Source organism: Fodinisporobacter ferrooxydans (genome assembly GCF_022818495.1).
Classification (GTDB): domain Bacteria; phylum Bacillota; class Bacilli; order Tumebacillales; family MYW30-H2; genus Fodinisporobacter; species Fodinisporobacter ferrooxydans.
In genome coordinates this window covers 451,769-472,220 of sequence record NZ_CP089291.1, presented here as the reverse complement: position 1 = coordinate 472,220, position 20,452 = coordinate 451,769, and the positions used below count along the sequence as shown (strand labels likewise).

General features: G+C 45.7%; 15 protein-coding genes. 10 read left to right on the top strand and 5 right to left on the bottom strand.

The window, feature by feature from the left end; genetic code table 11:
- Window positions 1-20 precede the first annotated feature (20 nt).
- Window positions 21-785: an ABC transporter ATP-binding protein gene (locus LSG31_RS02445; protein ID WP_347437831.1), complete on the top strand. Its 765-nt coding sequence runs from the start codon at window positions 21-23 to the stop codon at window positions 783-785.
- Complete coding sequence (locus LSG31_RS02440; protein WP_347437830.1) at window positions 785-1,489, top strand: ABC transporter ATP-binding protein; 705 nt, start codon at window positions 785-787, stop codon at window positions 1,487-1,489. The genes LSG31_RS02445 and LSG31_RS02440 overlap by 1 nt, the downstream gene beginning before the upstream one ends.
- A gap of 51 nt (window positions 1,490-1,540) precedes the next feature.
- Here LSG31_RS02440 and LSG31_RS02435 read toward each other — a convergent pair whose 3' ends face one another.
- On the bottom strand, window positions 1,541-2,047 hold the full coding sequence (locus tag LSG31_RS02435) for an IclR family transcriptional regulator (protein ID WP_430734234.1): 507 nt from the start codon (window positions 2,045-2,047) through the stop codon (window positions 1,541-1,543).
- Between the two features lie 101 nt (window positions 2,048-2,148).
- Here LSG31_RS02435 and LSG31_RS02430 point away from each other — a divergent pair, with 101 nt between their 5' ends.
- On the top strand, window positions 2,149-3,003 hold the full coding sequence (locus tag LSG31_RS02430) for a DMT family transporter (RefSeq protein WP_347437829.1): 855 nt from the start codon (window positions 2,149-2,151) through the stop codon (window positions 3,001-3,003).
- A 354-nt stretch (window positions 3,004-3,357) separates the two neighbouring features.
- Window positions 3,358-4,557 carry an MFS transporter gene (locus LSG31_RS02425; protein WP_347437828.1) on the top strand — a complete coding sequence of 400 codons (1,200 nt, stop codon included), beginning with the start codon at window positions 3,358-3,360 and terminating at the stop codon, window positions 4,555-4,557.
- 33 nt (window positions 4,558-4,590) lie between these two features.
- Here the strand turns inward: LSG31_RS02425 and LSG31_RS02420 are convergent, their stop codons facing one another.
- Genes LSG31_RS02420 through LSG31_RS02410 form a run of 3 tightly spaced genes read right to left on the bottom strand, consistent with a single transcriptional unit; the run spans window position 4,591 to window position 7,316 of the window.
- Window positions 4,591-5,373 (bottom strand): NPCBM/NEW2 domain-containing protein, encoded by a 783-nt coding sequence (locus tag LSG31_RS02420; RefSeq protein ID WP_347437827.1) that lies wholly within the window; start codon window positions 5,371-5,373, stop codon window positions 4,591-4,593.
- A 46-nt stretch (window positions 5,374-5,419) separates the two neighbouring features.
- Window positions 5,420-6,244 (bottom strand): stalk domain-containing protein, encoded by an 825-nt coding sequence (locus tag LSG31_RS02415; protein ID WP_347437826.1) that lies wholly within the window; start codon window positions 6,242-6,244, stop codon window positions 5,420-5,422.
- A 55-nt stretch (window positions 6,245-6,299) separates the two neighbouring features.
- A complete protein-coding gene (locus LSG31_RS02410; protein ID WP_347437825.1) occupies window positions 6,300-7,316 on the bottom strand; it encodes an S-layer homology domain-containing protein in 1,017 nt (338 codons plus the stop codon).
- A 152-nt stretch (window positions 7,317-7,468) separates the two neighbouring features.
- Here LSG31_RS02410 and LSG31_RS02405 point away from each other — a divergent pair, with 152 nt between their 5' ends.
- A complete protein-coding gene (locus LSG31_RS02405; RefSeq protein ID WP_347437824.1) occupies window positions 7,469-7,891 on the top strand; it encodes a 4'-phosphopantetheinyl transferase family protein in 423 nt (140 codons plus the stop codon).
- Here the strand turns inward: LSG31_RS02405 and LSG31_RS02400 are convergent.
- Window positions 7,886-9,442 (bottom strand): ABC-F family ATP-binding cassette domain-containing protein, encoded by a 1,557-nt coding sequence (locus LSG31_RS02400; protein ID WP_347437823.1) that lies wholly within the window; start codon window positions 9,440-9,442, stop codon window positions 7,886-7,888. The two genes, LSG31_RS02405 and LSG31_RS02400, sit on opposite strands and share 6 nt — an antisense overlap.
- A 364-nt stretch (window positions 9,443-9,806) precedes the next feature.
- Here LSG31_RS02400 and LSG31_RS02395 point away from each other — a divergent pair, with 364 nt between their 5' ends.
- From LSG31_RS02395 to LSG31_RS02375, 5 genes are all read left to right on the top strand, one after another.
- Window positions 9,807-10,007, top strand: a complete 201-nt coding sequence (locus LSG31_RS02395) for a cold-shock protein (RefSeq protein WP_347437822.1) — start codon at window positions 9,807-9,809, stop codon at window positions 10,005-10,007.
- A gap of 197 nt (window positions 10,008-10,204) precedes the next feature.
- Window positions 10,205-11,557: a DEAD/DEAH box helicase gene (locus LSG31_RS02390; RefSeq protein WP_347437821.1), complete on the top strand. Its 1,353-nt coding sequence runs from the start codon at window positions 10,205-10,207 to the stop codon at window positions 11,555-11,557.
- A gap of 31 nt (window positions 11,558-11,588) precedes the next feature.
- Window positions 11,589-13,787: a DNA topoisomerase III gene (locus LSG31_RS02385; RefSeq protein WP_347437820.1), complete on the top strand. Its 2,199-nt coding sequence runs from the start codon at window positions 11,589-11,591 to the stop codon at window positions 13,785-13,787.
- A gap of 496 nt (window positions 13,788-14,283) precedes the next feature.
- Complete coding sequence (locus LSG31_RS02380) at window positions 14,284-15,678, top strand: MFS transporter (protein ID WP_347437819.1); 1,395 nt, start codon at window positions 14,284-14,286, stop codon at window positions 15,676-15,678.
- A 189-nt stretch (window positions 15,679-15,867) separates the two neighbouring features.
- On the top strand, window positions 15,868-20,235 hold the full coding sequence (locus LSG31_RS02375) for a PolC-type DNA polymerase III (RefSeq protein ID WP_347437818.1): 4,368 nt from the start codon (window positions 15,868-15,870) through the stop codon (window positions 20,233-20,235).
- Window positions 20,236-20,452 lie beyond the last annotated feature (217 nt).

Below are 20,452 nucleotides of genomic sequence, written 5' to 3'. Positions count from 1 at the left end.
TTTTTGAAAGGCGTGAAAATATGGAACTGCTGCAAATCAAACAGGTGTCCCGGGAATTTGGCGGCCTGAAGGCGATTCAGGATGTCTCGTTTCCTGTCAGGCAAGGATCGATCCATGGCGTGATCGGCCCCAACGGATCCGGGAAAACCACACTCTTTAATGTGATTAGTGGATACTATAAACCGACACAAGGCGAGGTCTGGTTTGAAAACAAGCCCATCCATGCGTTGTCGCCGTTTCAAGTCAATCGGGCGGGATTGGCCCGCACCTTTCAAAATTTGCGGTTATTCAAAAAAATGACGGTGCTGGAGAATGTTTGCGCGGTTCTGGACCGGGAATCGGGCATTCGGATTTGGGACTATGTGGTCGCTCCCAAACGGGTCTTTCGGATCGAAAAGGAAACGATTCGAAAGGCGGAAGCCTTGCTGGAAGTCTTTGATCTGTTGGAGTGGCGCGATTTTCTGGCGGAAAACTTGCCATACGGCGTACAAAAACGCTTGGAAATCGCCCGGGCGTTGGCGACACATCCCAAATTGCTTCTGCTGGATGAACCGGCGGCAGGACTCAACCATACGGAAACGGACGAGTTGGCGCGCATCATTCGCTACATCCGCGACGAGCGGGGGATTACGGTACTCGTCATCGAACATGATATGAAACTGATGATGACGATTTGTGAAACGATAACGGTCATGAATGAAGGGATGGTCCTGACGGAGGGGACGCCGAATCAGGTGTCCAAAAACAAACAGGTCATCACGGCCTATTTGGGGGGTGAGTGGTAATGCTGGCCATTCAGGATTTGCAGGTGTATTATGGCAAGGTCCATGCCGTGAAAGGCGTCAGCTTGACGGTTCAGGAGGGGGAAGTCGTTTCCCTGCTGGGTTCCAATGGCGCAGGGAAAAGCTCCATCTTAAAGACCATCTGTGGATTGACAAAAGCGGTCGGCGGCAGCATTTCCTTTCGCGGCAAGCCGATTACGAATACAAAACCCTACCGGCTGGTCAAAGAAGGGATCGGCTATGTGCCGGAAGGCCGGAAGATTTACCCGCTTTTGACGGTAAAAGAGAACCTGTTGACGGGCGCGTATCACCGCAACGACCGTGCGGGCATATCCGCAGACCTGGAGCAAGTCTATGAATATTTTCCGATCCTCCAGACGAAACGGGATGTGCTTGCGGGCAATTTGAGCGGAGGCCAACAACAAATGCTGGCCGTCGGCCGGGCACTGCTGACACGGCCCAACTTTCTGATTCTGGATGAACCCTCGATGGGACTGGCGCCAAGCGTTGTCGCGCAAATTTTTGCGATTATCAAAACATTGCGGGATCAAGGCATGACGATTCTGCTTGTGGAACAAAATGCCTACCATGCACTGACATTGGCCAACCGGGCCTATGTCCTGGAGACAGGGAAAATCGCCCTGGAAGGCAATGCGGAGGATCTGAAAAAGAATCATCAGGTGCGGGAAATCTATCTTGGCATGTGATGGAGTAATAGCCGCAGTTGGTTTTCTGTGGCTATTATATGAAACACAATTTTAGGAATTGTCCGATGGCAAGAATGTTCCATCCGGTGATATTCTTACCTTCTTTCCAAACCTTAACTTCTCCGTGATGCACTCACTCTTATGACGTAATGTCCTGACAATCTCCGCAATTGTGAGTTTTTGCGTAATTCGCTGCTTAGGTCCTGATACAGAGAGTGCGCCAATTTGTCCTTCTCCGAAAAAAACAGGAACCGAAATACACATCAATCCTACGCTTAATTCCTCGTCGTCAACGGCGAATTCAGCGCTTCTGATTTTTGACAGTTCCTGTCGCAGAGTGATTGGGTCTGTGATCGTTCGTTCGGTAAACGCTGGAAGTTCTCGTGTTAATACACTATCAACAAAATCCTCACTTGAATATGACAATAAAATCTTTCCGGAAGCGGTTGCATGCAAAGGACCCCTCCATCCGACGTAAGAAAGCATGCGGAATGGGTGTGGGGACTCTTTCTTAGCGACATAACCGACATGATATCCATCCAACTCAGGAAAAATCACAGAAATAATAGCAGATACTTCTTGACAGTACTATTATTATAAACATATAGAGCTTTATTTATTGAGCGTTATGAATTGGCAAATAGAAGGGATTTATAAATATGAAACGTGGAATTTTATTGCTGATGCTAGCAACGCTGCTTTGGGGCGGGAATTACATTTGCGGGCGTTTTTTGGCGCCGGCGTTGCCGGCAACATTGCTTAATACAGTACGATGGGCGATTTCTACCGTCATACTTTTCGGTTTACTTTCCATAAACAAAAAGAACATTCCCATTTTTGCGAAATGGAAGGAATTTTTGATACTGGGGTTCTTCGGCGTATTTGGATTTTCAACGTTAAATTACTTAGGATTGCGATCCATTAGTGCGTCACAAGCCGGAATGATATCTGCCGGCATTCCCGTTGCGATACTGGTGTTTACTCCCTTTGTTCTGAAAGAACACATAAAAGTAAAGGCTTGGATTGGAACAGCAGTGTCCATATTGGGCGTTATCCTTTTGATTCAGGGGAAACACGCGGCTTCTTCCCGAGGTTCAGTTGTTGGCGATATCGAAATCCTCCTGTCATGTTTGGCTTGGGGGCTGTACACCGTTCTTGGCAAAAAATATGGAAAACAAATGGATCCGCTGACAATGACGGCAGGTGCATCCTTCTATGGCACGCTTCTTAGTGCCATTAGCTGTATTGGCACAGTTCAGCCCAATATGGTCCATATGACGGTGAACGCATGGCTGGCAGTCATCTATGTCAGCACGTTCGCGTCAGTGGGTGCTTATTTTGCCTGGAACGCAGGTGTGAAAATTGTTGGAGCCGGTCGCGCAGCACCGTACATCAACCTGCTTCCGGTTTGGACGGTTGTGTTCGGCGTGTTCTTGCTGCATGAACAAATTTCCGGAACATCACTGGTGGGAGGGGTCATTACGATCATCGGTGCGGTTTTGGCTACACTATAAGAGGATGTTCAAAACCAACATGGCATTATGGCCACCACATGATATGAAAATATTATTTTCGTACCAAAAGTAGCCAAAACCTGCATAAAAAATTCAACGCTGATTCTTTAGCGATTGGGGCAGTTTTGCTGAGTGGAATTTTAATCATACTTCTGAAATAATACTATTCCTAAAATACCAATCGAAAAATCAGAATAGATACTTTGTTTTGAGTATTGAAATATATAGATGCGTCTAGTAGAATGGTTTCGAAATCTTCCGTTATAAGAAATTCGATCCAGTAGATTTGGTTGGATTTTTCTTTCTTTTGAAAAAGCAAAATCGATTTTAACAGCAATGAAAAGGGGATTAACAATGCTGCAAAATCAGGCAAAGAATCAATACCGAATCCCTCTCTTTTGTATCGTGACGATGCTCTACTGGTTTTCGATGTATACATATGTTCCCATTTTGACCCCTTATGTAGAGCAGCTTGGGGCATCTCATGAAATGGCCGGCATAATTGTAGGTTCTTATGGATTTACGCAAATGCTGCTGAGAATTCCCGTCGGGATTCTCTCCGATAAAATGCACAAACGGAGGCTGTTTATTTCGATTGGAATTTTATTTGCTTTTTTTAGCGGAGTGGGCTTATGGCTGACGAAAGATGTAAGCTGGATTCTGCTCTTTCGGTCATTGGCAGGTGTGGCTGCTGCCACTTGGGTTGATTTTACGATCTTGTTTACCAGCTACTACAAACATGAGGAAGCGACGAAAGCCATTGGTACGATCAGCTTTTATAATTCGATCGCGCAGATGTCGGCTATGTTTTTGGGCAGCTGGATGGCTGACAAAATAAGCTGGAGTGCTCCTTTTGCGTTAGGGGCTGCAGTTGGTCTGGCAGGGTTTGCAGCTTCGTTCTTTTTAATTGATAAATATGAGGATAACGGCAAGAAGATATCGGTGAAAGAGTTGCTCGTTGTAATCAAAGATCGAACGCTGATCACCGTATCGATCCTCGCAATTTTGTCTCAGGTGCTGACGTTTGCTACTGTGTTTGGATTCACCCCGGTATTTGCCGACCATCTTGGCGTATCGAAGTTTGGGATGGGATTGTTGACTGTCTTTTCTTCACTTCCTACAGCGATCGCTTCCCTTGTCGGCGGTGGCTATTTTTCCAAAAGGTTTGGAGAGAAGAAAGTAGTATTTTGGGGTTTTGTATTGACTGGTGTCTTTACCATTACCATACCTTTTACGACTTCATTCTGGCTGCTGATTGTGACACAGGCACTCGCAGGCTTTGGCAGAGGGTTTTCTTTTCCTATTTTAATGGGGCTTAGCATTAAAGATATGCCTGCAGAAAAGCGTACCACTGCTATGGGTTTTTTCCAGGCGATTTACGGCCTGGGCATGTTTGCTGGACCGGTGCTGATGGGAGTAATCGGGGACATTTTGACTTTAAAGCAAGGATTCATTGTTTTGGGAATCATTGGTTGTTTGACAGCGGTATTGGCGCAGATGACGATCCGATCAAACGGGCAGTCAGCAGGTGTATCAGCAGGTGCAACCGGTTGAGCGGATCTTTTTGACTTTCTGCCCCTTATCGGCTTATGGTTTCAAATGAATGGCCTTTGTCAAAATTGGATCTAAAATATCTGTGAAATTGCCATAAAGATAATCATTTGTCGGGGTATCGGCAATTGATCCTTGCATTTCCAATTCCTTGACTCCGGTCACGTCGATATTTACCACTTTTGGCAAATCTCCAGGCGCAATCGTTGCTTCCCACAGTTTTTTTCCGTCGCCGAATAGTTTGATGGTTTCCCCTTGATGATGTTCGCTGTCATCCAACGCATATACAAAAGATAACTTGCTGTACTGTCCATGTAACGCATAGCGAACGGTGATGGGAACGCCGGTTTCGAGCGCAATTCCCTTGTCATATTCTTTTCCCGCAACATGCATTTTAAAATAAACGGGAGTAGAGCCTTTTTTATAGTTTAATCCGTTGTTTTGCATAATACCGTCGCCTAAACCGTTGTTGAAATAGGTCGGCGATTGATCAGACAAATATTCGGTAGGTTGCTTTCCTATGAATATCGCTTTTAACGAACTATCCCAAGCAATAGGCATATGTAATAAATCCGCTGCAAAATGTATGGGGATATATGTATTTCCATTGTATATGAGTGATGCCGGCACAAGCGTTCCGTTATTATTGTAGGTATTGTTGATCGGTGTTTGATCGACTCCCTTCACGACAAAATGCACAGGTGCAAACGTAACTTGAATCGACTCGGCAAGAGCGATGCCGCCAATGGATACGCTTGCTCCGATTGCAAGTCCAGCGAGAAATCTTCCGGAAATAAGGAAAAGACGCTTGATGCCCAAGGATATCCCTCCCGTATGCTTGTTTCAGTAATTTGTAATATTTCTACTATCGTTTCAAAATCGGATCGACAAGATCTACAACCGTATCTCCTGTCAGGTTGGTTCCCAGTGTCTGAATTTCCAAATTGGAAATGCCAGCTACAGATACCGTCTCGGAATATGGCAAATCTCCTTGGGAAATATCACCTCTCCAAAGCAAATTACCATTTCCATAGAGGAGAATTTCCCGTTTTGGAGAGGAGGATGTTGTTGAATTGCTTGTATAAGCGCTGCTTCCGCTCATTCCACTGTTGGAATGATCATCGAATCCATATGTAAAGGATAAATATTTATATTGTCCGTTAATATTAAATGCAATCCGCTTTATAGAATTGGAAGTATTGGAATTGTATGAATATGGATAGTAATGGATGGCGAAACCATCCTTGTAAGTCCTTCCGGCTAAACTAAGTGTTGGCATATAGGAATAGTAGCTGTTTTTCGTTGTCGATGAATCCGAACTGCGGACAACTTTAAATTCACTGTCGATATAAAACGGTGTCAAATCGGACAAGTACTTGACGGTCGAGTCTTGTCCGATGTTAATCGTCCGTGTCGTTCCGTCCCAATGAATCGGCGTATTTAGCAAGTCGGATGCAAAATGGATCGGAATATATGTCGTGTTATCATAAATCAGTGAAGCGGGTACAGAAGTACCGTTATTTTTAAAGATATTCTGATCAGGAGTCTTATCGACGCCGTTTACAATAAAATGTAAAGGAAGAAATGTCACGCCAATGGTATCGGCCAGCGCCAAACTGCCAATCGTTGCACACAAGCCGGTTATGATGCCGGCGATCCATTCCTTCGACTTCCAAAACGAACGTGTCATGTGCCAAAAACACCTCTCCTGCTATTTCGGTATGCCGGTCGGTACACTCTGGTTGCTAGTATCTAGCATACCATTGACCGTCTCTGTTTTGAACATACACAGAAACGAGAATCGATCCGGACGCGCGCTCCAAAAGCTGTATTTCAAAATCCATTGGATTGTTGAACGTCATTGTTTTTGCACCCGCCCCCTGCCAGGTTTTGTTTGCGCTGTAACTTAGTACTGTCCACCAGAGGGTTCCGCTGTCAGGAACGCGAACCGTGACAACATGATTTTCATCAGCGCTAAACTTTACTTGTTTGAACAAAGCCAGGATGCTTGGATCTTTGATGGGGCGATATCCGGAAGCAAGATTTACGAACATGAAAGATCCGTCAGAGTTTGGTATCAGGTTGCTTTGGTCGACGGACGGCAGCGGTTTTGCAATCGGCGCAAGCTGCGGCGCGGGAGTTTTGCTTATATAGTGATACGCCAAATCGATCAATGCAGATGCTTGTCCTCGTGTCATGACACGTTTCGGATCATATGGAAGATTCGTATTGGTTTGCGAGCGGAAGCCATATGCCAAGATATTTGCAACAGCGGTTTTGGCCCAAGGATCTGCATCGGAAACGTCCGCTAGTCCGGCCTTTGGGTTTGGGGGCAGGGAATTGCCGAGAAAATGAACGATCATTTGTGCCGCTTGCTCTTTGGTTACATAACTGTTGGGTGCGAACTGTGTGGCAGAAACACCTGCCGTAATCCCATTGGCATATGCGTCCACCACATTTTGGAAATACCAATCCCCTTGATTTACGTCATGAAAGGGAATGGTTGCATTCGGCTGCGTCTGGACATTAAACGCTTTTTCGATCATCGTAACGAATTCCGCGCGGGTCAGCGAATCATTCGGACCGAAATAGCCATTAGCGTTTCCCGAAATCTTATGCAAATTATAGAGATCCGCAATGTAAGGGTAGTTCGGATCGATCGTTGAAACATCTTGAAACCAGCTTGTATCGGCAAAAGCATCAGAAGCAGCAAATAGGAAGGAAATCCCGGCTGCTGTCATTAAAATTTTTTTGCTTTTCAAGAAAAAAGCCCCTTTCACAATATCTTTGGGGAATTAGAGGAAAGCAACTTAAAGCAATGGTTTATCTCTTGCACTTACATGGTAATGTTTTCATATGTTTTTGCCTCCAAATGTGCAAAAATGATAGATGCACCAAGTTTACCATAATTATCATGCCGGGCGTAAATACCTATGATGATTCCTTGCTGATTGGTATTGATGTGGAGAGGATTCGCCCGATTGACCTGAATATCGCAAGAAGATTTTTTTCACCGGTGGAACAAAGGGATCTGAGTATGCAGCCGGATGATGCCAAACTTGAATATTTTTTCGATCTCTGGACTCTGAAGGAGAGTTATGTAAAAGCAAAAGGGAATGGATTATCCATTCCCTTGCATTCCTTTTCCATTCAGATTCATCAAGATTCAATTCCGGCTGCAGGTGTTGAGAAGGAACCGGCTTTCAGCTTTCAGACATATCCCTTCGATTTCCGTTACAAAGTGGCAGTATGCGCACAGAATGATTCGTTTCCGGAAACGATTGAATTTGTACCATGGGATCGGCTATATACAGAATTTTTGCGATACAGGCTATAGTACTTTCGTCGTCCAAGTCTCGCAGTTCCAGATGTCTGTCACGATATCCCGGTAAAATTCGGGCTCGTGGGAGATCAGGAGGATGCTGCCCCGATATGCCAGAAGGGCCCGTTTCAGTTCTTCCTTCGCATCTACGTCTAAATGGTTGGTAGGCTCGTCCAATACCAGCAAATTGGTTTCTTTGTTGATCAATTTACAGAGCCTTACTTTCGCCTTTTCTCCGCCGCTTAATACTTCGATTTGACTCTCGATATGCTTGGTTGTCAAGCCGCATTTGGCTAATGCCGCCCGAATTTCAAACTGTCTCATAGAAGGGAATTCATCCCATACTTCTTCGATGCATGTACGATAGTTCGATCCCTTGACTTCCTGTTCGAAATAGCCGATGGTGAGATAATCACCGAGTGTCACAGAGCCGGAAATTGGCTTGATTTCACCGAGAATGCTTCGCAGCAACGTAGTTTTTCCAATTCCGTTGGCACCGACAAATGCAATTTTTTGTCCCCGTTCCATACGCAGGTTCAGAGGTCCGGAAAGCGGCTCTTCATATCCGATCACCAAATCATTCGTTTCGAAAATCACTTTGCCGGAAGCCCTGGATTCCTGAAAATGAAATTGTGGTTTCGGCTTCTCTTTGGCCAGCTCGATGACTTCCATCTTGTCGAGTTTTTTCTGACGGGACATGGCCATATTGCGCGTCGAAACACGAGCTTTGTTGCGCTGCACAAAATCTTTCAGTTCGGCAATTTCCTGCTGCTGTTTCTTGTAAGCTGCCTGCAGTTGATTTTTCTTCATTTCATGTACTTGAAGAAAATTGTCATAGTCGCCTACATATCGATTTAATTCCTGATTTTCCATATGATAAATGAGATTGATCACGCTGTTCAAAAAGGGAATGTCATGAGAAATTAAGATAAATGCATTTTCATATGCCTGGAGATACCGTTTCAGCCATTCGATGTGCTGTTCGTCGAGAAAGTTTGTCGGCTCATCCAAAAGCAGAATATCCGGTTTTTCAAGCAGCAGCTTTGCCAATAAAACTTTTGTCCGTTGGCCGCCGCTGAGATCCTGGACATCTTTTTCAAGTCCGATTTCATCCAGTCCAAGTCCGCGGGCGATCTCTTCCACTTTTGCATCGATGACATAAAAATCATTGTTTGTCAGCATATCTTGCAGAACACCGACATCCTCGAGGAGTTGTTCCAGTTCTTCCGGCGAGGCTTCTGCCATTTTTTCATACTTATGGTTGATTTCCGCCTCCATATCAAAGAGATACTGAAATGCCTGTTTCAGCACATCGCGGATGGTAAGTCCTCTCTCAAGAACAGCATGCTGGTCAAGATAGCCGACGCGAAGATTTTTGGCCCACTCGATCTGACCTTCGTCCGGCTCAAGTTTGCCTGTAATAATATTCATAAACGTGGATTTTCCTTCGCCATTTGCACCGATCAGACCGATGTGTTCGCCTTTCAAGAGACGAAATGAGACTTGATGAAATATGGCGCGGTCGCCAAACCCGTGTGTAAGATTGTTTACAGATAAAATACTCATCGAAAACACCTTTCGCTAGTAATTCCAATTCTGAATCGATTATATCCGAGAAAAGCCCCGATTCAAAGTATAGATTTCAGGGAAATGGTAAAGAATAATTGGTAATATTGCAATCAAATACGCAACAAGCGGATCAGAAATACATGTTTCGAAATGAGTGTTCGAAGGATTGTTTCATTTGCTTTGCTTCCGCATCCATGATATAATGAGTTCAATAATAAATAGTGGAGTACATAATTCACATATTATAAAGAGTTATCACTTCATTTTGATTGATTCTCTTTATAATATGTGAATTTTTTTTACCATGTTTTAACCATGTAAATTGAGTAGCATATTAAAAAATTATTTGGAGGTTTTACAAATGCAAACAGGTACAGTGAAATGGTTTAACGCAGAAAAAGGATTTGGATTTATCGAAGTTGAAGGCGGAAGCGACGTATTCGTTCACTTTTCCGCAATTACAGGTTCCGGATTCAAGTCTTTGGAAGAAGGACAACGCGTTCAATTCAACGTTGTTCAAGGCAACCGCGGCCCACAAGCTGAAAATGTTGTCAAGCTCTAATTGAAGAATTGAAGAACGGTTCATTGAAAAATGGATCTTCGAAACTGCCCGCCGCTGGGCAGTTTTTTTAATGGAAGCCGCACGACTCAGTAAATACTAGAGGTGTGTGGCTTTTTGAATACTTCGTGTTTATGCATTTTTTAAAAAATCAGGGATCGGATCATTGCAAGCAGAAGCAGAAAAGAGAGGTGAAGTGTATGGCCAGCAGATTTCTGGAGCTCGGCATTCGCCCGGACATTGTAAAACGGATCCGCACTTTGGGGATTCTAGAGCCGACGCCAATTCAGGAGAAAGCCATTCCCGTATTGCTTCAAGGAAAAGACATGATCGCACAGGCACAGACGGGAACGGGGAAGACGTTTGCTTTCCTTTTACCGATTTTAGAGCGGATCGATCCGCAAATTCCCGTTGTTCAATCCTTGATTATCACACCCACACGGGAACTTGCTCTGCAGATTACTATCGAAGTGAAAAAAATCGCATCTACCGTAGGTGCGGAAGTGTTGGCAGCATACGGCGGGCAGGATGTAGAAGCGCAAGTGCGTAAATTAAAAAGAGCGACACATATCGTCATCGGCACCCCTGGACGGCTGCTGGATCATCTGCGCAGAGGCACCATTGATCTCTACAAGCTCTCTATGCTTGTGCTCGATGAAGCAGATTTGATGTTGCATATGGGCTTTTTGTCTGAAGTTGAGCAAATCATCGCACAGGCATCAGCGGATCGACAAATGATGCTCTTTTCGGCAACGATGCCAAACGAAATTCGTTCATTGGCTAAACGATATTTGCATAATCCTTTTGAAGTAAAAGTAAAAAGTGAACATGTAACCGTTGATGAGATTGAGCAAGTCGTTATTGAAACAACGGATCGCGCCAAGCAGCAAGCGCTCGTGAAGACATTGGAACGTTACAATCCATATTTGGCAATCATTTTTTGCCGGACAAAACTGCGTGCAAAAAAGTTGAATGAATCGTTACAAGGATTAGGGTTTCAAGCGGATGAACTGCATGGAGATCTCTCGCAGGCAAAGCGTGAGAAAGTCATGAAGCAATTCCGTGAAGCGAAAATCCAGTATTTGATAGCTACAGATGTGGCGGCGCGTGGTCTGGATATCGAAGGCGTAACGCATGTCTTCAATTACGACATCCCACATGATGTAGAGAGTTACATCCATCGCATCGGGCGTACCGGGCGAGCAGGAGAGACCGGAGTTTCTGTCACTTTCGCAGCACCGAAAGATCGCCCGTTTCTGCATTTGATCGAACAAGGAATTCATCGTTCTATTGAAAGAATTCATTTCGATGGGCAACAGATGGTGCCAAAAGAAAAGGAAAAAACACGCAGGGAGAATGCGCGATCTGAATCTCTTTCCCATTCGAATGCACGCCATGGAAAACGTGAGCGAAAAAATCAAAGAGAACGGGTAAGGGGACACAATGGCAGTGCATTCCGGGATCGGGATGACAATCATTCGAATGAAAGAGGCCGTAGAGGTAGTTATCGTTCGAGCGGCGGACGGTCCGGTTCTCGAAGTCGCAGCAAATAGACAGTTCGTTGTTTGGAGTGGATAAAGGAGTATGGGCAAGGTACTTGTTTTAGCGGAAAAACCTTCGGTAGGAAGGGACATCGCGCGTGTTTTGCAGTGCGCTAAAAAGGGAAACGGGTTTTTTGAAGGGGAACGATATATTGTTACTTGGGCATTGGGGCATCTGGTTACATTAGCAGATCCTGAAGCTTATGGGGAAACGTATAAAACGTGGAAGATTGAGGATTTGCCAATGCTTCCGTCACCTCTTAAGCTCGTTGTCATTAAACAAAGCAGCAGGCAGTTTTATGCGGTGAAAGCACAATTGAACCGAAGCGATGTGAACAATATTGTGATTGCCACAGACGCAGGCCGTGAAGGTGAACTGGTAGCCAGATGGATTATCGAAATGGCGCGCGTCAAAAAGCCGATTCAGCGTCTTTGGATTTCTTCCGTCACGGATCAGGCCATTCGGGACGGATTTCGAAAGCTGCGGGATGGCAGAGAGTACGAGCATCTGTTTGCATCTGCGGTGGCACGTGCAGAGGCAGACTGGCTTGTCGGGATCAATGCGACGCGGGCGTTGACTTGCAAATACAATGCACAACTTTCCTGCGGCCGGGTGCAGACTCCCACTCTTGCCATGATTGCACAAAGGGAGGAAGAGATCCAAAGGTTTCAGCCAAGAACTTTTTATGGTATTGCCGCTGTGGCGAACAACAAGCTGCGGCTCATTTGGCAGGATCGCCAAACAAAAGACATAAAAACGTTCTCGAAAGAAACATGCGACCGAATATTGCAGCAACTAAAAAATAAACATGCCGAGATTATAGATGTAGATAAGTCTTATAAAAAAACGTACGCACCGCAATTGTATGATTTAACGGAACTGCAAAGGGATGCACATAAGTTTTTTGATTATTCGGCCAAAGAAACACTTTCGATTTTGCAGCGGCTGTATGAACAACATAAACTATTGACTTACCCGCGAACAGACTCTCGCTATATTTCTGCCGATATTGTGGATACATTGCAGGAGCGTGTAAAAGCTTGCAATGTAGGACCCTATGGGAAAATGGCGTCCAAGGTTTTGAAACATCCGATACGGCCTGGCAAGTCATTTGTGGACGATACGAAAGTTTCCGATCATCATGCGATTATTCCCACGGAAGAACCCGTGTATCTCAGCAAGCTCAGCGATAAAGAACGGAAATTGTATGATTTGGTCATAAAACGGTTTTTCGCTGTTTTATATCCGCCTTTTGAATTTGAGCAAACAACCATACGCGCAAAAATTGGGGAGGAACTGTTTCTTGCAAAAGGAAAAATGGTGATTGCTGCGGGATGGAAGGAAGTTTACGAAAATCCCTTGGAAGAAGAGGATTCAACTGGCATTTCCGAGCAACTTTTGCCAAATATCCAAATCGGCGACCGGTTGCCAATCATGGAGATATCGCAAACAAAGGGAGAGACAAAACCACCTGAGCATTTCAATGAGGGCAGTTTGCTTTCCGCAATGGAAAACCCGGTTCGATACATGGCTAGTGCAAAACAGGACTTGATTCAAACGATCGGGGAGACCGGGGGATTAGGTACTGTTGCGACGCGAGCAGATATTATTGAAAAACTGTTTCATAGCTTCTTCATTGAGAAGAAGGGTAAAGATATCTTTTTGACTTCAAAGGGAAAGCAACTGCTCGAACTGGTGCCAAATGAGTTAAAGTCACCGCGTTTAACGGCAGAATGGGAGCAAAAATTAGCTTTGATATCCAAAGGCTTACTTTCCAAACATACGTTTGTCAACGAAATGAGAAGCTACGCAAAAGCAGTTGTGAATGAGATCACATTCAGTGAAAAGCAATTTCGACATGACAATATTACGGGAACCCGATGTCCCGAATGCGGAAAGCCTATGCTTGAAGTAAACGGCAAAAAGGGAAAAATGCTGATTTGCCAGGATCGAGAGTGTGGCCACAGAAAGAACATTTCCAAAACGACCAATGCCAGATGTCCGAACTGCCACAAACGGCTGGAATTGCGCGGGGAAGGAGAAGGGCAAATATTCGTTTGCAGCTGCGGATTTAAAGAAAAACTTGCAGCTTTTAATGAAAGAAGAAGTAAAGAAAAACACACCAAAGTTTCAAAGCGGGATATCAGCAACTATTTGCAAAAGCAGAACAAGGAAAATGCCGAACCCAAGAATCCGGCTCTTGCAGAAGCACTTGCCAAACTGAAACTAGACAAAGTTTAAACATCGATGAAACATAGATAAAGATGAAACTTGGATAAAGATGAAAGCAAGCGAAAGATTGAAACACAATTCCCCCCGATTCTGTCCAAGCACAGGCGGCACAGGCACAGATGGGGGGGTTCCATTTATCAGCATTTTCCATTCGCAGTTCTATTTTTTCCTGAGACAATCATATGATATAGAATCAGAACGAAATGTACGAAATGTTTTGACAGACCAATCTTTGCAATCCTATTCTCATATCTTTCAATTTCAAACTCGAAGAAATTTAAATAACAGGATCTCCTGCATGTGCAAGCATGCCTGCCCCTTGCACAAAGTAACATCAATATCAGGAGATTTTTAGTTTAAATAAAAAATTTTCCTGGATTGACAATTTTTATACAAATGATTACGATTTAAAATACAGAATAAATAGAATTATTTATTATTTTTCTGAATCGCGTGACATCGTTTGCGAGCTTTGAAAGCGCTTAAATCATTAGGGGGGATTTTCATGAGTTCGGCAAGTATAGCGGATCGTCTGAATCGGCTGCCAATCAGTCCATTTCACAAAAAGGCCACAGTGATTATCGGACTGGGAACGTTTTTTGATCTGTATGATATTTTTTTATCAGGTGCATTGGCAGCTGTACTTGCGAAACAATTCCATGTCGATGCCAAACAATTGCCTTTGCTGATCGGATCGAGTTTTTTGGGGATGTTCTTTGGAGCCGTTTTTTTGGGAAGAATGGCGGATCGTTTGGGACGCAAGCGGACGTATATGTTTACTTTACTGGTGTATTCCATCTTTACTTTACTAGGCGCATTTAGTACCAGTGTTACTGCACTCATTCTCTTTCGATTTTTGGCGGGTATCGGATTGGGAGTGGAATTGCCATTGTGCGATGTGTATTTGGGGGAACTCCTTCCTGCTGCAAAGCGCGGTCGTTACACCGCATGGGCGTATACCCTTGGATTTTTAGGCGTGCCATGTGTGGGATTTTTGGCGCGCTGGCTGATCCCTTTGCATCCGTTAGGCATAGACGGCTGGCGTTGGATTTTTATCCTTGGCTCACTGGGAGCGGTAATCGTCTGGTTTTTGCGCAGGGATCTTCCGGAATCGCCCCGTTGGTTGGAATCTGCCGGCAGGAAAGCGGAAGCAGAACAACTGATGCGAGGATTTGAAGCAGAATCGCAACGGTTGTATGGCAAACTGCCAGAACTAAAGGAGACCGTTCCTGTTGTAAAAACCGATTTTCCCTTTTCAAAGTTGTTTGGCAGAGAATATATTGGACGTACTGTTATGCTGTATATTTTCCAGATACTCCAGACATTCGGTTACTATGGATTCGGATCGCTCGTACCGATCATCCTCTCGCAAAAAGGATTTGCAATTGTAAGTTCTCTTGGATTTACTGCACTTTCCTTTATCGGATATCCTGTCGGTTCGTATTTGTCGTTATTTCTTGTAGAGCGAATGGAGCGGAAGTGGCTGATTTCCCTTTCGGCCTTTTTGATGGCGGGATTCGGACTTTTGTTTGGACTATCCGGTTCGGCAGGGATGATCGTCGCATTTGGATTTCTTTACACATTGGTCAGCAATATCTTCTCGAACTCCTTTCATATTTATCAAGCAGAAATTTTTCCGACAGCCGTTCGGGCGACTGCTGCCGGTTCTGCCTATAGCTTAAGCCGGATTATGAGCGGATTGATGCCGTTTGTCCTGCTTCCCGTATTAAAACAGTATGGAGCCACAACTTTTTTTGGCGTGGTAGCGTGTGCCATGATTCTCATTATTGTAGATATTGCTTTATTAGGACCGAAAACGACCGGCCGCTCTCTGGAATCTGTCAATCGTCTGCCTGTCGATCCTGCAGTTGCCACCGGGGGCTCGGATTTAAAGATCTGAATAAAAATAGAATAAAAACTGACTCCCAAAAAAAGTTTGGGTGTCCAGCATTTCATTCCTGCCTTTTCGGCAGGATTTTTTTCCTTCCATATCGAAACTAATAAACTAGCGAAACGACATGAAATCGTATGGTTCGACAAAATTGCTTCATAAAATAACGAAACGAATATAGGGGGGAATTTTGCCAGTATGAGTCTTGTGGATGTAAATCGGCGAAGTCTCTCTTTTTTTTGTGAACGTCTTGGAATACAAGAACCGGATGTTTTGCAAGCATTGAGTCAAAGTGAATTTATCGATAAAGCGATCCTATATCGGCATGACCGAATGGTACAAGCGAAGTTCCGTGTGGACAAGCATCTGCCGGCTCCGGTTTACATGCGGGTGCTGGAAGCGTTTCGGGCATATTTTGCCCCATTTTCCGTTCAGATCAAAGTTCGCTTTGAATATAGCCACGGCCCCTTAGATGCCGCCCATTTGCTATATGACTATTGGCCGTTTGTTGTCGATGAGGTGCTTGGCGACGATATGTCCTTAAAAGGGGAATTGCGGGATAGCACAGGACTATCATTGGAAGATCGAACATTGCTTGTGCCGGTCACGTCAGATGTAATCATCAATCGTTGCCGCCAGAAGCAGTATGACGAACAACTGGCTCTTTGGCTCAATGAGCATTTGGGACTGTCATGGCATGTACGCATATATACCGATCAGGAAAAGCGAACGGAAGCGTTTGAAAAAATCCGCTCACTGGTGGAAGAACAGGATCGGGCGGAAGTGCAAAAGGCGGCTGCTGCAGCAGAAGAGGAGAAACGTCAGGAAGCGGCAAAGGCGGCAGGCGAAAAAACAGAGGGTGATGCGCCGGGCAAAGTGGAAATCGGTCCGCCGATTGAAATGGAACGGACACAGCTCAAACGAATTCAGGACGAAATGCGCGACGTCGTTGCGGAGGGGCGCATCTTTGGTGTAGAAGTGCGGGAATTGCAATCGGGACGCACGTTGTTTACGTTTAACATTTCCGACAATACGGATTCGATTTCCTGCAAGACATTTGCCAAAGGGGAAAAGCAGCTGGAAATGTTGAAGCTGCTGAAAGACGGCATGTATCTGCGGGTGCGCGGCACGGTGCAATTCGACACATTTGCCAAGGAACTTGTGCTGATGATTCAGCATATGCACGAAGTACCGAAGCCCGCACGCAAAGATCTGGCGGAGAAAAAACGGGTGGAGCTGCATTTGCATACGCCGATGTCGCCCCTTGACGGCGTGTCTCCAGTGAAAGACTTGATCGCGCAAGCTGCCAAGTGGGGACATACGGCCATTGCGGTGACCGATCATGGCGTAGTCCAGTCGTTCCCGGAAGCGTATAGTGCCGCGCAAAAAAACAACGTCAAATGTCTGCTGGGGCTGGAAGCTTATGTAGTGGATGATGGTGTGCCGATCGTCTTCCAATTGAACGGGCAAAATAACCGGACAATTGATGAGAATACAGCTTGGGTCGTATTTGACACGGAGACCACTGGTTTGAATGCGGCGGAAAACACGTTGATCGAGATTGCTGCCGTGAAGATGAAAGGCGGGGAGATCATCGGCGAGTGGACCGAATTGATCGATCCGGAAGTTGCGATTAGCGCGAAGATCACAGAACTCACACATATTACGAACGAAATGGTACGCGGGAAGCGCAAACTCTTGGAAGTGCTGCCGGATTTCCGGGAATTTGTGGGCGATGCTGTGCTCGTTGCACATAATGCCGATTTTGACTTGGGCTTTTTGAAAGCTTGCGCCAAACGCATCGGCATGGAGCCGTGGAGCAATGTCGTGCTCGACACGCTGCCCCTTGCCCGCAAGCTCTATCCGCATGAGCGCAACTATCGCTTGGGGACGTTGGCGAAAAAATTTGGCGTCGAACTGGTAAATGCACACCGCGCCCTTGACGACACGATCGCATTGGCAAAAGTGTTTCAATATATGCTGAAAGACATACAGGCGAAGGGAAAAGATCAACTGTCCAAACTGAATGAGAACGATGGCGAGGTCGATTATTCTCGCGTCCGTCCGTTCCATGCGACGATTTTGGTGCAAAACAAGACGGGTTTGAAAAACTTGTACAAGCTGGTTTCCGAATCTCACGTCAAATATTTTCACCGCGTCCCGCGTGTCCCACGCAGCCTGATTACCAAGTATCGCGAAGGATTGCTGGTCGGCAGCGCTTGTCAGAACGGGGAAATTTTCGACGGAATATTGCGCGGAAAGACGAAAGAAGAGCTGCGGGACATAGCTAAATTCTACGATTATTTAGAGATTCAGCCGCTTTTGCACTACAAGCCCCTTTTGCGCAATGAATCGATCGCATCATTGGAATCGATCAAAGATTACCATCGTACGATCATTGAGATCGGCAAAACGCTGGATACGCCGGTCGTAGCTACCGGGGATGTGCATTTTCTCAACCCGGAAGATGCGATATTCCGGGAAGTGTTTCTGCAGTCCCAAAATGATCCGTCCGCTGCCGACCAGCCGCCGCTATATCTGATGTCGACAGATGAGATGCTGGATGCTTTTTCCTATCTTGGTCCGGAGTTGGCGGAGGAAGTTGTCGTAACAAATACGAACCGGATTGCGGATCAAATCGAAGACGTGTCTCCGGTTCCGGATCAATTGTATACGCCCAAAATTGAAGGTGCCGAAGATGACATACGCAACATGTGTTATGAAAAGGCGCGCAAACTTTATGGCGATCCTTTGCCGGAAATTGTGGAGAAACGTTTGGAAAAAGAGTTGAACTCCATTATCACACACGGATTTTCTGTCATCTATTTGATCTCGCACAAGATTGTGAAAAAATCCTTGGATGACGGCTATTTGGTCGGTTCTCGGGGATCTGTCGGCTCATCTTTTGTGGCGACAATGTCCGAAATCACCGAGGTAAATCCGCTGCCGCCGCACTATCGCTGTCCGTCTTGCCAATACAGTGAATTTATCGCAGATGGATCGGTGGGTTCCGGTTTTGACCTGCCGGATAAAGAGTGTCCGTCATGCGGAACCAGGCTCGACAAAGACGGGCACGACATCCCCTTCGAAACGTTCCTTGGCTTCAAAGGGGACAAGGTTCCTGATATCGATCTCAACTTCTCAGGCGACTACCAGGCGCGGGCGCATGCATATACCAAGGTGTTGTTCGGCGAGGAGTACGTGTATCGTGCGGGAACGATTGCGACAGTTGCGGAAAAAACGGCTTTTGGCTATGTGAAGAAGTTTGCGGAAGAAAAAGGCTGGAATTTGCGCAATGCGGAAATGACTCGATTGGTACAAGGATGTACGGGGATTAAACGAACGACCGGTCAGCACCCTGGGGGAATACTCGTCGTACCTGACTACATGGACGTCTACGATTTTTGCCCGATCCAATTCCCGGCAGATGATAAAAACGCCGAGTGGCGTACGTCCCATTTTGACTTCCATTCCATTCACGACAACTTGCTTAAGCTCGATATACTCGGACACGACGATCCGACGGTCATACGGATGCTGCAGGACTTGACGGGCCTTGACCCGAAGAAGATTCCGACGGATGACCCGCAAGTCATGTCGTTGTTCTCCGGAACAGATGCGTTGACAATCGATCCGGAACATCCTGTAAAGCCGGAACAAATCCGCTCGAAAACAGGAACCTACGGGATCCCGGAGTTCGGTACAAAGTTTGTACGTCAGATGCTGGAAGACACGAAGCCGAGTACGTTCTCTGAGCTGCTGCAAATCTCCGGCTTGTCTCATGGGACAGACGTCTGGCTGAACAATGCGCAAAAATTGATTCAAGATCAGATTTGCAAACTGAAAGACGTGATCGGCTGTCGGGATGACATCATGGTCTATCTCATATATGCCGGACTTGAACCGTCATTTGCGTTTAAAATCATGGAGAGCGTGCGGAAGGGAAAAGGCTTGACTCCGGAGATGGAAGAAGAGATGAAGCGCAACAACGTGCCTGATTGGTATATTTGGTCGTGCAAACAGATCAAGTACATGTTCCCGAAAGCGCACGCTACCGCATATGTTCTGATGGCTGTGCGGATTGCGTATTTTAAAGTTCATTATCCGCTGGAATTCTATGCAACCTACTTTTCTGTGCGGGCGGACGATTTTGATCTCGACATCATGAGCAAAGGCTATGCTGCGATTTTGGCGAAAATTGAAGAAATCGAAGCAAAAGGATTTCAGGCGGCGCCAAAGGAAAAAGCGCTGCACACCGTATTGGAAATGGCACTGGAAATGACAGCACGGGGCTTTCAATTCCTGCCCCTTGATTTGTACAAATCGGATGCGATCCGATTCCAGGTCGTCAAAGAACAAAATGGACTGTTGCCGCCATTTGGCGCACTCGCCGGCGTCGGCGAATCTGCGGCCAAAGGGATTGCCGAAGCGGCAAAGCAGGGAGAATTCTTGTCGGTGCAAGATTTGCAAGAACGCTCCCGTGCATCGAAAACCGTTATTGAGCTGTTGGAGACACATGGCTGTCTGAAAGGATTGCCTGAGACTAACCAGCTTACGTTGTTTTAACCATAACAGGCGTAACGGTCAACAAACAAGCAAAGCGACCGGCGAGGTGTTCCCGCCGGTCGTTTTGCAAATCATTTGCAAACAGTACACAGTTCTTTTTCGCAACTGGTTGCATATTAAATATGAACAAGTTTTATGAATGGCAATGATGCTGGATCAGGGATCAGTCCGAAAGATGTGCTGGTATACTTCAATAAAAAAGTGTATAGGTTTAACA

Excerpts from the sequence above, each read along its gene's own strand:
- LSG31_RS02390 (WP_347437821.1), top strand. The coding sequence starts at position 10,205 with ATGGCCAGCAGATTTCTGGAGCTCGGCATTCGCCCGGACATTGTAAAA.
- LSG31_RS02400 (WP_347437823.1), bottom strand. The coding sequence starts at position 9,442 with ATGAGTATTTTATCTGTAAACAATCTTACACACGGGTTTGGCGACCGC.
- LSG31_RS02395 (WP_347437822.1), top strand. The coding sequence starts at position 9,807 with ATGCAAACAGGTACAGTGAAATGGTTTAACGCAGAAAAAGGATTTGGA.
- LSG31_RS02385 (WP_347437820.1), top strand. The coding sequence starts at position 11,589 with ATGGGCAAGGTACTTGTTTTAGCGGAAAAACCTTCGGTAGGAAGGGAC.
- LSG31_RS02440 (WP_347437830.1), top strand. The coding sequence starts at position 785 with ATGCTGGCCATTCAGGATTTGCAGGTGTATTATGGCAAGGTCCATGCC.
- LSG31_RS02415 (WP_347437826.1), bottom strand. The coding sequence starts at position 6,244 with ATGACACGTTCGTTTTGGAAGTCGAAGGAATGGATCGCCGGCATCATA.
- LSG31_RS02375 (WP_347437818.1), top strand. The coding sequence starts at position 15,868 with ATGAGTCTTGTGGATGTAAATCGGCGAAGTCTCTCTTTTTTTTGTGAA.
- LSG31_RS02405 (WP_347437824.1), top strand. The coding sequence starts at position 7,469 with ATGCCGGGCGTAAATACCTATGATGATTCCTTGCTGATTGGTATTGAT.
- LSG31_RS02380 (WP_347437819.1), top strand. The coding sequence starts at position 14,284 with ATGAGTTCGGCAAGTATAGCGGATCGTCTGAATCGGCTGCCAATCAGT.
- LSG31_RS02425 (WP_347437828.1), top strand. The coding sequence starts at position 3,358 with ATGCTGCAAAATCAGGCAAAGAATCAATACCGAATCCCTCTCTTTTGT.
- LSG31_RS02430 (WP_347437829.1), top strand. The coding sequence starts at position 2,149 with ATGAAACGTGGAATTTTATTGCTGATGCTAGCAACGCTGCTTTGGGGC.
- LSG31_RS02445 (WP_347437831.1), top strand. The coding sequence starts at position 21 with ATGGAACTGCTGCAAATCAAACAGGTGTCCCGGGAATTTGGCGGCCTG.